Below are 9,878 nucleotides of genomic sequence, written 5' to 3' on the forward strand. Positions count from 1 at the left end.
CTTTTTTTGTCCGCGAAGAGGGACTGGAAGGAGGACAGGGGAAGTCGGCTGCCAGAAAGGGAAGACGCGTCCCGCGTGGCGGAGAGGCAGAAACGTATCAGGACGGAGTTCTGGGCCAGACCGGAGGCCCGGCGACACCGGAGAGCAAGCCAGTGGCTCGCTCCTACTTGCCGCGTTCGTGGTTTCTTGGAAAGAAGTGCCTGGTTCGACGGGTGACAATGTTTGAACCGATGGTCACTGGCGTATATCCCCTTGCGAGCGTTTGCTCAATTGTCTTTTTAGATTCTACCAGTGAGTTCCGTAACTTCTTGGCTTTGCGGAGTTCATCCGCTTTTTCTTCCTTCATCTTCTTCTGCGAAAGATAATTATATTTCTCGGACACCGGAGGGTCCTGCCCAGCGATTTCTTCTTCCAGAGCAGAAAGAGTGATCTTCAGATGTTCGTTTGCCGCCTCGTTCGTGAGACGTTGATAGCTCTTGGCGACTGCTCGTGCCAATTCCCGGGTTTCCATGCGCTTGTTACCGGTAACAGAGAGGGATAGGTTCGCCCGTTGTTCCAAGATGGTTTGAAAATCTTGCGAGCGGTTTTGCTGAATCTTGCCCAGCCATTCTGCAGATATCATACCAGCGAGCTTGTCCATGGCGGATTGCTGGTCGCAATGCCAGCGCTGTGAGAGCGCTAGGTCTTCTTCAACGGAGCGGAGAATGGGCTTTCGAGTGACCTGTTTTTGTAGGGGAGGGGTGTAACTTGCCCAGGGAGAGGGTGGGAGCGTGACAATTGATATCGTGCTTTGATACGAAATGTTTGAGTTGGTGTAGCTGAAGCAAAGAGCAAGTGTCGTCAGTCCAATTGCTGCGAAGAGCCATCCCGGTGTATTCTGCAGCTTCTTCATATTTGGAAGAGAAACCAGTTGCCACTTGGAGTCGACTGGAAAAAGGTCCTCGGTTTAGCGACTATGACCGATTCCCACTGCCATCTTGCTTCCCATCGATTTTCTACTGACGAGATTCCGGCCGTGATTGCGAAGGCCAAAGAGGCGGGGGTGAAGCGGATGATAACGCTTGCCACCAGTGAGGAGGATCTCACCCGCCATCTTTCTTTGGCTGAAACGTTTTCCGAAGTCCATGCTTGTATCGGGATTCATCCCTGCGATGTCCATAGTAGCCGCGATGACTTTGAAGCGGTGTTGCGTCCCTTCCTCACTCACCCCAAGGTGGCGGGGATTGGGGAAACAGGCTTGGACTATTTTCATCCTGCTCCGGAGGGATGGACCGAAGCCGACTACCAGGCCCGGCAGCGTGATTTTTTGCGGAGGCATTTCGAGCTGGCTCGTGAGGCCGGGCTCAATGTGGTCATTCACACCCGTGACCGGAAGGGAACGGCGTCTTTCGATGATGCCTTGGCGATTTATGCTGATTTTTCTGACGAGGTGCAGGCGGTTTTTCACTGCTTCCCCGGCCCGTGGGAGTTGGCGGAACGGGTGCTAGCCGCGGGGGCGCTGATCTCTTTTACGGGCATTGCAACTTTTAAGAATGCCAAGGATTGTCTGGAGGCGGCGCGAAGAACTCCTCTCGATCGGATGATGGTAGAAACGGATTCTCCCTACTTGGCTCCGGAGCCGCATCGTGGTCAGCGCTGCGAGCCGGCTTTTGTCGCTCGCACCGCCCAACGTATTGCAGAGGCCAAGGCCCTTCCACTGGAGGATTTCGTGAAGGGCACCGAGGCTGTTTGTGAGCGTTTTTTCCGGCTCTAAATTCAGTTGCCAACCCCCGGCAATTGCGGTTAAAACACTCGCAACATGGCCAATGCAACAAATGTCCTCGCGCAGGGAATCGAAATCAACGGTTCCATCACTTTCTCCAACGACATGATCATCGATGGTAAAGTCGATGGCAAAATCATTTCCGATAAAGGCAAGGTTACGATTGGTGAAAACGCGCAAATCATTGGCGATGTGAAGGCGGGAGAGGTCAAGATGTATGGCAAGGTCGAGGGCACCATTGAGTCCGGTCGTTGCGAGCTCAAGCCCAAGTCCGAACTCAAGGGCGACATCAAAACCAAATCCCTGGCGATGGAAGAAGGCGCGATTCTTTCCGGCTCGACCCAGATTGGCTGAGAAAGGCCTCACTCTTTTTTACCCTTCAAACGAAATCCGAGTCGATTGACTCGGATTTTTTTAGGCCGTATCCCCAGGTGGACTGGAGCCTCTCAGGAGAGGGTGCTTGCCCTAGCGTCCCTCCGCCAAGCGGGTGGCTAGCATTTCCGGCAAACCGGCAGCGCGCACTTTTTGTTGGGCGGTCACGATATCATACTCCAAGCGGCGATAAACCAGCAGGTTGGAGGGAATGTCGTAGATGGCGTAGCAAGCGCGCCAGTCCCCATTTCGGGGCTGGCCGACGGAGCCCACATTGATGAAATACTTCAAGTTGGGATCAAACTCGATTTGCTCGGCGGTGACTTCGGTGATTTTGCTGTCTTTGGCAAAGACCCGTGGCACGTGGGTGTGACCGTGGAAGCAGAGTTTGGTGAATTGGTAGGAGAAGCTCGACATGGCATCGAACTTGTTGGTGACGTAGTTCCACACCTGCGGTTGGTCGAGGGAGGAGTGCACGATGGTAAAGTCTTGCACCTGCCGCACCATACGCAATTTCCGCAACCAATCCCGCTGCTCGTCACTCAGCTGCTTGCGGGTCCAGAGAAGAGCCTCTGCGGCAACGGGATTCATGGAGTCCAAGGAGTGCTCGCCACCACTGTCTTCATCGTGATTGCCCTTCACCACCGGGCAGTCAAGCGCCCGCACGCGCTCGAGGCATTCACTGGGATTGGCGTTGTAGCCGACCACATCGCCGAGACAGACGTAGTCGGTGCATCCTTGTTCCTCCGCATCCGCCAAGACGGTTTCGAGGGCTTCCAGATTGGCGTGAATGTCGGCGAAGAGGGCTATGCGCATTTTTCCGGTGGGAGAGTGGTCGGGCAGATTAACAGAATTGAGCAAGAATCTCCTAGTGAAAATCGAGTCAAATGTCCTCTCGTAGCCTTAGGGCATGTTCATCTGGTTGGTGCGTTCGAATTGGAGCTGGGTGACCTCGTCCCGCCAATCGCTGAGGAAGGGAAAGGCGCTAGGATTCCGGAGTGGATCCAGGTGCTCGGGCAAGTCGTATTTAATGGTCAATTCCTGCAAAAGCTCACGCACCCCGGTCCGGGGGTATTGGTGGCTTTCGTCCAATAGGAAATTGGCGAGATCCTGCATTGCCACTAGGTCGTCCGGGAAAATCTGGAGATAGGGGAGGCGATCTTCCGGAGGGAGGTCGGCCAGCTGTTGCAAGACGTAAAAGAGCACCCTAATGGTGGGAAAGCTCTCCCGGCGGTTCTCTTGGAAATGATTCACTACCAGGGGCCAGCTGGAGTCCGGGGCGAAGGGGTTTTCTGGAAGGTGGTAGGGGAGAGCGTTCAGGAGCCCCGCTACCCGATGGGTGACGCGCTTCAGGTCGGTGTTATAAAGAGGATGGAGGGCGAAGGGTGGATTGAGCTCGGTCAGTTCTTGCTCTAGCCTAGTCCGCACCCCGGCCATGGGAAGGCCTTCGTCGCGACGTTGATAGTGGTTGAAAAGCGACTGCACGATGTCACCGGAACTCCCGAAAATCTCCGTCGCCGGGATTTGTTCCTCATCGGGGAATTCGTTCTGGAGGGCAAATAGCTGACTGCGGATGGATGGGTAGCGCGACTGAGGATCGGCGTAGATTTCCCGCACCAAGGTGAGCGCTTCCCTCCGTCGCTCGGGCACCCGGGACATCAGATAGAGTCGATTGCGGCGGGTGATGTCGGTGACGTTCTCTAATTTGACCGCTTCGTCCAAGACGCGGGTGGCGGCCGCGTAGTCGAGGTGATCGGGTTTGTAGGTATCGGATAGCAGCCGGGCCTTCATCTGCCGCAAGCCGAGGTCAGTGGGATTATTGACGATTCCTTTGTCGAGGTAGGCGATGCCTTTGTGGAAAAACTCGTCTCGGCGGAGCTTGCGGCGCCATTCTTCCATGCCGGGGCGGTCGCGGTAGTCGGCATAGGCATCATCGGCGGCGTAGCCAGCTGCCGCTTCCCAGTAGTAGGGGATGTTGGGTTGCAAGGTGTGGATCTGGTCAAAGACTGTAAAAATGCCGACCCAGTCCTGGTCCTGCCATAGGGGCACGATTTTGGAAAAATTCAGCACCGCAGCCACAAGGGAGCGCAGCCCGCCGAGGGCGATTGCGGCCGAGGTTTGCCCGATTGCCTCCGAGGTCTCTTGGTCGAGCGGTTCGGCGATCAGGCCCGTCGTGCGCATCTCACGTCCGAGCGGTCGTTCCATAGGGGCGCGCAGGAGCCCGCCGATGAGCAGGCAGAGCAGGAGGAGGGCGGTTTTTTTGACCCGAGGCATAAGGACTGCCGGAAGGCTATACCCCACCGAAGGTCTGGCAAAGGGGAATCTCCCCGCTTGGCGGGGTCTGACTTTTTTCCGTGACAGAGAAAAGACGGGCCAAAAATGCCCGTTTCGGTTTCACCCTTGGGGCGTGAACAAGGAACGGCGAATGGACCTGGAGGAGCGGTGGCGCAAGCTGGCGGCCAGTCAACCCGGATGCCAGGCCTATCTCAATCGCCGCCCCTGTGGCATCAAGGCGCGGGAAGGCGGACGGCCTTTTCACGAAATCCTCGCTGCCCGCTTTCCAGGCAAACTGAGCGAGGCCGAGTGGCGGCAGGTCTTTGCCGACGGCTTGATTGTGGAAAAAGCCAGTGGAGAGCCCGTCCACGATGCCGACCTCATCGTCACCACCGGCGATCGTTATGAACGCCTCTTGCCCGATTGGACCGAGCCCGCCATTGCGACTGATCTACAGGTTCTCCATGAGGACGAGGCCCTCCTAATCATCGACAAGCCCGCGCCCTTGCCCATGCACGAGGGGGGCCGCTTTTGTAAGAATACGCTCAAATGGCTCATGGAGCATGCCTGGCCCGAGCTCGAGGTCCGCTATGCCCACCGTCTGGATGCGGAGACCAGTGGCGTGCTCGTCTGCGTCAAGGGGCGGCGCTATCGCCATACCGTGCCATTGCTTTTCGAAAAGGGAGAAGTGGAAAAGAGCTATCTGGCTCTCACCCGATCCAGTCCTGCCTGGGACCATAAGCGAATCACCTCGCCAGTCCCGGCTGAGGGGCGTTCCTGGGGCAAGCCCTTGGAGGCTTGCACCGAGGTCACCGTGCGGGAGCGTCGCGCCAATGGCCAGGCCCTCCTCGAGGTTCGTCCCCTCACGGGGCGCACCCATCAGATTCGGGTTCACCTCTGGCAGGAGGGCCATCCCCTTGTGGGAGACCGCCTCTATCTACCCGGGGGCCAGCTGGGTGAGGTCGAGATCGCCGCGAAGGGGGCCGAGCCGCTCGCTTTGCGTTCTTGGAAGGTCTCCTTCCGCCATCCGATCTCGGGGGAGATGGTGCATTATCAGGCTGAGGAAAAGATCTAACCCGCACACAAAAAAGCCGGAAGGCCTCTGGGGCTTCCGGCTGAGGAGTGGGCGGAGGGACAGAGGGCTTATTACTCGCTGTCTGTTTCTCCCTTGTCGGCCTCTTTGGTCGGGGCCGGGGCGGGGGGAATCTGGATGGGGGGAGAGACGGCTTTCGGACGCGGCGCGGGCTGTTGGATCTCGACGAGTTCCAGCTCGAAGATGAGCGCCGAGTTGGGCTCGATCTGGGGGCCGCGGCGCTGTTCCCCGTATGCCAGCTCGGGCTTGAGGAAGATCTTCCACTGGGAGCCGACCGGCATGGTGGTGAGGGCTTCCCGGAAGCCGGGCACGACATTGAGGGTCATGGGCACGGGCGCGCCTTCTGGCGAGGCGTCGAACTCGCTGCCATCGATGAGGGTGCCCTTGTAGTGGACCATAAACTTCGCCCCCTGGGTGTCGTCGTAGGTTTCGCCTTCTCCTTGGGTGAGCACCTCATATTGCAAGCCAGAGTCGGTGGTGATCACGCCCTCGCGCTTGCCGTTCTCGGCGAGAAATTCTTCCGCTTTTTTCAGGTTCTCGGCTGCGAGGGCCTTCTCGCGCTCCTGCACGATATTTTGGAGGCCGAGCATGGCGGCATTCAGTTTCTCCTGACTGGTCGAGGGTTCCTTTTCGTCCAGCGCGTCGTTCAGCCCTTGCAGGAACTGCTCACGTTCGAGGTCGCTCAGCTTGACCGCGTAGCGGGAGATTTGCTGTTTGAAGGCATTGCCGTGATTGTAGCCGAAGCCGTAGGAGGAGTTTTTCTTGATCACCGCCGGGTCGGTTTCGGCCTGGGGCGGAGTGACGGGGCCCGTCTGCGGGGCCTGCGCGCTTACCGGGGCGGCTGCCAGCAGGAAGGGGAGTAAGAGGGTAGATTTCAATGTCATGGACGGGGATAAGAATTGGCTCGCCCGGGGGAGCTTGTCGAGGGTGGATTTTTGGTGCGCTATCCCCTAGGTAGAGGGCATGAGCATCATTACCAAGAGGGGCGATCAGGGAGAGACGGACCTGCTTTTCGGCCACCGGGCGGCAAAGACTTCGGTCCGGGTGGCGGCTCTGGGAGCGATAGACGAGCTGAATGCCGCTCTGGGCCTGGTGCGCTGCCATGGAGGGGCGGGGCTGAACGATGAAGTGGATTGGCTGCAGGAAAAGTTGGTGGGTCTGATGGGAGAGCTGGCCACTCTGCCCCAGGATGCGGCGCGTTATGCAGAGAGCGGAATGCCCGCCCTCGCGGCAGGGGATGTCACCACGGTGGAGGAGCGAGCGGCCGCTATCGAGCAGGCGGGGGTGAACTTCGCGGGGTGGGCCCGGCCGGGGGCGGCAGGCTCGTTGGCTGCGGCTCATTTGGATGTGGCGCGGACCGTGGCCCGTCGCGCCGAGCGTGCGGTTCTCCTGCTTACCGGGGAGAGCCCGCTTCCGCTGGTGACTCTTTTTCTCAATCGTCTTTCCGATTACCTCTGGCTGCTGGCTCGCCGGGAGGAGGGGTAGCAGGGAATCGCCCCGTCATCGGAGCCCCTGTGAGAGGCAACGGGGGCCAGGTTGGTGCTGGGGAAAGGTTTGTCAGGCTTTCCGGTTCCGGCTTCTTCGTTTCTCTGGCCATCGCAGAGCGTTGAGACGCCATTGCAGAGCATTGAGACGCTGTTGCCGGGTGCGAAAGGCGAATTTACGAGACCGGGTAAGCTGGATGGCTCACAAGCCCCCGAAACGACGGTGGCGGCGGGAGTATTCCGCCACTGCGGCACGGAGGTCTTCCCGCTTGAATTCAGGCCAATACTTTTTGGTGGTTACGATTTCTGCGTAGGACAGTTGCCAGAGGAGAAAGTTAGAGAGACGAAGCTCACCGGAGGTGCGGACCAGAAGGTCGGGATCGGGAAAGTCCGCGGTATCGAGGTGCTGGGCCAAGAGGTCGTTGTCGATCTCTTCGGGCGTGAGTTCGCCGGCTTTGACCTTTTCCGCCAGACGGCGGGCGGCGGCGGTGATTTCTTCCCGCCCCCCGTAGGAGAGGGCGAGGATGAGGTTGAGCTCGCGGTTGTTGGCCGTCTCAGCCTTAGCTTTGGCCAGTCGGCGCTGGTTCTTAGCGGGCAGACGCTCAATCTGACCGATGGTGTGCAGGCGCACGCCCTGTTTGTTCAGCTCGCCCGTTTTTTCCGCCAGGAAGCGATCTAGCAGCATCATGAGGGCATCGATTTCGGTCTGGGGGCGCCGCCAGTTTTCGGCCGAAAAGGCGTAGAGGGTGAGGTGGCGCACGCCGAGCTCGCGGCAGACTTCCACGGCCTCGCGCACAGACTCCGCTCCAGCCCGATGGCCCTCCCGGCGGGGAAGGCCGCGCTCCTTGGCCCAGCGTCCGTTGCCGTCCATGATGATGGCGATATGGTCGGGAGTGCGGGGAGATTCTGGCATGATGTGGTGATGGAGAGGCGGGACTTTGCCGCTCCCCGGGGTAGGAGACGAGCGTGGCTCGCGTCCTAATTTGTTTCCGCCAGCTTGTCACTTGGATTGTGCCGCAAAGCGCCGCCATTGCTCCTCGAGCTCATCCGGCGAGGGGGTTCCGGCATAGACGAGGATGCGGTAGGCCATGGTGACGGGTTCGCCCTTTTTCAGCTCCCAAGCATTTTCCTGCTGGGGGGTGTAGCAGAAGAAGGGCTCCTGCGGGTGGATGCGGACGCGCTGGGGGTGGTCGTGATTGGTGGGCGCGTTCATGAGCACCACCGAGGTGTCCTCGCCGGAGTTGTCGGGCCCGGTGTAGCGCACCCAGCGGGCGCGGGTGGCGTGCCCGTCCTCGCGGTCTTTCCCCTCGGAGGTCAGGACGGTGAGGTTGTCCGTCGTCCAGTCGCGCCGTCCGCGATAGCCGAGCCCGCCCCCGTAGCGGTGGGGCGGCAACTCAATGTCCACTTGGGGAGTTTGGGTCCAGCTGTAGTCGACGATGAAGGGTTCCGCGCTGTCGCGCACGATGACGGTGAGTTCTTCCTCAATGGCAACGGCCTCCTGTGGCTTCAGCATCACATGATTTTGCCGGGCTACGAAGCCTACCCCTCCTCCGTCCGGGGACTCGAGGACGCGGGTGGCTTCGGCAAAGCGGACGGTGCCTTCTCCTTTGTTGAGATTCCAAAAGTCGTAGTTACGGCCATCGATGACGGTGTGGGTCCAGGGGTGCCAGAGGCCCATGTGGTGCCAGTGGTCGGTGGGGTGGCGATCGGTCACCGCATGGCCCCGCGAGTTGCGCAAGGGCTCGATGAAGGCGCTGCGATTGTAAATTTCTCCGGCTTGCTCCGGCGCTTCGGACTCTGCCTTGTGATAAGTCAGCACCTCGACCTCGCCGATGGTGATGGCGATGCGGGCCTCATTTTCGCTCAACTCGGGAGCAGCGGAGAGGGTCATTGCCAAGAAGGGAAGGGCTAGAAAGCGGGTGAGCACAGTCATGCCGCTATTTACGCCAGCTCTCCTCCTTTTTGGCAAGGAAGAGAGTGGCAGTTTAGGTGCCTTGCTGATCATCCAGCAGACTGATTCGCCAGATGGAATCGGCTTGGCGCGCCATCCAGCGTTGGCGATTATCGATTCTTTCAGGAGTCCACTCTTCATTTTCCTCTGCTAGCTTGGATGTTAGGACAAACTGACTTTGCGCGAACTGCTCTCTCTTTCGGGCATAAGGCAGATTTCCGAGTGATTGGTTCTGCCCGCTACTTAAAAGGGTCATGTTGCCCAAGCGAAAGAGAAGAATTTCATGTTTTTGATCGGAAAACTGTGACCAGTTTGTCTCGGGGTTTTGGGGGAAATTGAGGTGCGGTAATTTCTTGGACCACGCCTTAACCAAATGAAGACTGAAGCCATGAAAGGCCGTAAGCGCTATACTGAGGAATTCAAAACCCAGGCTCTCGAACTCTGTGCGGCAGGGAAACCGGTCGCCGAACTCCGCATCGACAATGACATTTAAAAAAAGGCTGCCGTGCTCCTCGGGACCAAGAACCCCGGCCGCCCCACCAAATGATCGACGACATCCAGCAAAAATCGGGACACTCCACTCGCCGGATTTGCGCCGTCCTCGGCCTGCCCCGCAGCAGCTACTACACCTCCCATATCGAGACCGCGCGGCAACGGGAAGACGCCATCCTCGGCGACGAAATTGAGCGCATCTTTCGACTTCACAAACGCCGCTATAGCTACCGTCGCATTGTCCGAAAATTGAGTGAACTCGGCCTAGCTTGTTCAGATGAAAGAGTGCGCCGTCTCATGAAAGAACGTGGCCTTGTTGCCATCCAGCCCAAGACCTACGTCCCCCGCACCAGTAACGGAAGGGCCGACTCCCCCTCGACCAATCTCGTTGTTGAAGAGGGTCTTCCTACTCAACCAAACCAAGTCCTTGCCGGTGACATCACCCATATT

Annotated in this window: 12 protein-coding genes; 5 read left to right on the forward strand and 7 right to left on the reverse strand. The window is 58.8% G+C overall.

The features are described 5' to 3' along the window. Positions 1-163 precede the first annotated feature (163 nt). Complete coding sequence (locus JIN78_RS16170; protein ID WP_200393038.1) at positions 164-892, reverse strand: hypothetical protein; 729 nt, start codon at positions 890-892, stop codon at positions 164-166. A 63-nt stretch (positions 893-955) separates the two neighbouring features. Between JIN78_RS16170 and JIN78_RS16175 the strand changes: the two genes are divergently transcribed. Together JIN78_RS16175 and JIN78_RS16180 are read left to right on the forward strand one after the other, a co-directional pair. Beyond that, a complete protein-coding gene (locus tag JIN78_RS16175; RefSeq protein WP_200393039.1) occupies positions 956-1,753 on the forward strand; it encodes a TatD family hydrolase in 798 nt (265 codons plus the stop codon). A gap of 45 nt (positions 1,754-1,798) precedes the next feature. Beyond that, positions 1,799-2,116, forward strand: coding sequence for a bactofilin family protein (locus tag JIN78_RS16180; RefSeq protein ID WP_200393040.1), 318 nt, complete (start codon positions 1,799-1,801; stop codon positions 2,114-2,116). Between the two features lie 111 nt (positions 2,117-2,227). On the opposite strand, the gene JIN78_RS16185 is transcribed toward JIN78_RS16180, so the two are convergent. Together JIN78_RS16185 and JIN78_RS16190 are read right to left on the reverse strand one after the other, a co-directional pair. Continuing rightward, entirely contained in the window at positions 2,228-2,950 is a 723-nt protein-coding gene (locus JIN78_RS16185; RefSeq protein WP_200393041.1) for a metallophosphoesterase family protein, read from the reverse strand. Positions 2,951-3,037: 87 nt separating this feature from the next. After that, positions 3,038-4,408: a hypothetical protein gene (locus JIN78_RS16190; protein ID WP_200393042.1), complete on the reverse strand. Its 1,371-nt coding sequence runs from the start codon at positions 4,406-4,408 to the stop codon at positions 3,038-3,040. 133 nt (positions 4,409-4,541) lie between these two features. On the opposite strand from JIN78_RS16190, the gene JIN78_RS17605 reads away from it, so the two are divergent. Then, positions 4,542-5,483: an RluA family pseudouridine synthase gene (locus tag JIN78_RS17605; protein ID WP_200393043.1), complete on the forward strand. Its 942-nt coding sequence runs from the start codon at positions 4,542-4,544 to the stop codon at positions 5,481-5,483. A 71-nt stretch (positions 5,484-5,554) separates the two neighbouring features. Here the strand turns inward: JIN78_RS17605 and JIN78_RS16200 are convergent, their stop codons facing one another. Further along, positions 5,555-6,385, reverse strand: a complete 831-nt coding sequence (locus JIN78_RS16200; protein WP_200393044.1) for an FKBP-type peptidyl-prolyl cis-trans isomerase N-terminal domain-containing protein — start codon at positions 6,383-6,385, stop codon at positions 5,555-5,557. A 79-nt stretch (positions 6,386-6,464) separates the two neighbouring features. Between JIN78_RS16200 and JIN78_RS16205 the strand changes: the two genes are divergently transcribed. Next, a complete protein-coding gene (locus JIN78_RS16205) occupies positions 6,465-6,986 on the forward strand; it encodes a cob(I)yrinic acid a,c-diamide adenosyltransferase (protein ID WP_200393045.1) in 522 nt (173 codons plus the stop codon). Positions 6,987-7,187: 201 nt separating this feature from the next. Here the strand turns inward: JIN78_RS16205 and uppS are convergent, their stop codons facing one another. From uppS to JIN78_RS16220, 3 genes are all read right to left on the reverse strand, one after another. Next, the gene (gene uppS, locus JIN78_RS16210) at positions 7,188-7,898 is read right to left on the reverse strand and encodes an undecaprenyl pyrophosphate synthase (protein WP_200393046.1); all 711 of its coding nucleotides are present in this window, start codon (positions 7,896-7,898) and stop codon (positions 7,188-7,190) included. A gap of 87 nt (positions 7,899-7,985) precedes the next feature. Continuing rightward, on the reverse strand, positions 7,986-8,918 hold the full coding sequence (locus tag JIN78_RS16215; RefSeq protein ID WP_200393047.1) for a DUF6807 domain-containing protein: 933 nt from the start codon (positions 8,916-8,918) through the stop codon (positions 7,986-7,988). Positions 8,919-8,970: 52 nt separating this feature from the next. After that, positions 8,971-9,309 (reverse strand): HNH endonuclease family protein, encoded by a 339-nt coding sequence (locus JIN78_RS16220; protein ID WP_200393048.1) that lies wholly within the window; start codon positions 9,307-9,309, stop codon positions 8,971-8,973. A gap of 170 nt (positions 9,310-9,479) precedes the next feature. Here JIN78_RS16220 and JIN78_RS16225 point away from each other — a divergent pair. After that, positions 9,480-9,878, forward strand: a 399-nt coding sequence (locus tag JIN78_RS16225; protein ID WP_200393049.1) for an IS3 family transposase, incomplete at its 3' end; no start/stop codon positions are given.

This window comes from Roseibacillus ishigakijimensis (assembly GCF_016595415.1).
Classification (GTDB): Bacteria; Verrucomicrobiota; Verrucomicrobiia; order Verrucomicrobiales; family Akkermansiaceae; genus Roseibacillus; species Roseibacillus ishigakijimensis.

Bases quoted from the DNA above. Each gene is read 5' to 3' on its own strand.
- JIN78_RS16175 (WP_200393039.1), top strand. From the start codon at position 956: ATGACCGATTCCCACTGCCATCTTGCTTCCCATCGATTTTCTACTGAC.
- JIN78_RS16215 (WP_200393047.1), bottom strand. From the start codon at position 8,918: ATGACTGTGCTCACCCGCTTTCTAGCCCTTCCCTTCTTGGCAATGACC.
- JIN78_RS16180 (WP_200393040.1), top strand. From the start codon at position 1,799: ATGGCCAATGCAACAAATGTCCTCGCGCAGGGAATCGAAATCAACGGT.
- JIN78_RS16185 (WP_200393041.1), bottom strand. From the start codon at position 2,950: ATGCGCATAGCCCTCTTCGCCGACATTCACGCCAATCTGGAAGCCCTC.
- JIN78_RS16170 (WP_200393038.1), bottom strand. From the start codon at position 892: ATGAAGAAGCTGCAGAATACACCGGGATGGCTCTTCGCAGCAATTGGA.
- uppS (WP_200393046.1), bottom strand. From the start codon at position 7,898: ATGCCAGAATCTCCCCGCACTCCCGACCATATCGCCATCATCATGGAC.
- JIN78_RS16190 (WP_200393042.1), bottom strand. From the start codon at position 4,408: ATGCCTCGGGTCAAAAAAACCGCCCTCCTCCTGCTCTGCCTGCTCATC.
- JIN78_RS16205 (WP_200393045.1), top strand. From the start codon at position 6,465: ATGAGCATCATTACCAAGAGGGGCGATCAGGGAGAGACGGACCTGCTT.
- JIN78_RS16200 (WP_200393044.1), bottom strand. From the start codon at position 6,385: ATGACATTGAAATCTACCCTCTTACTCCCCTTCCTGCTGGCAGCCGCC.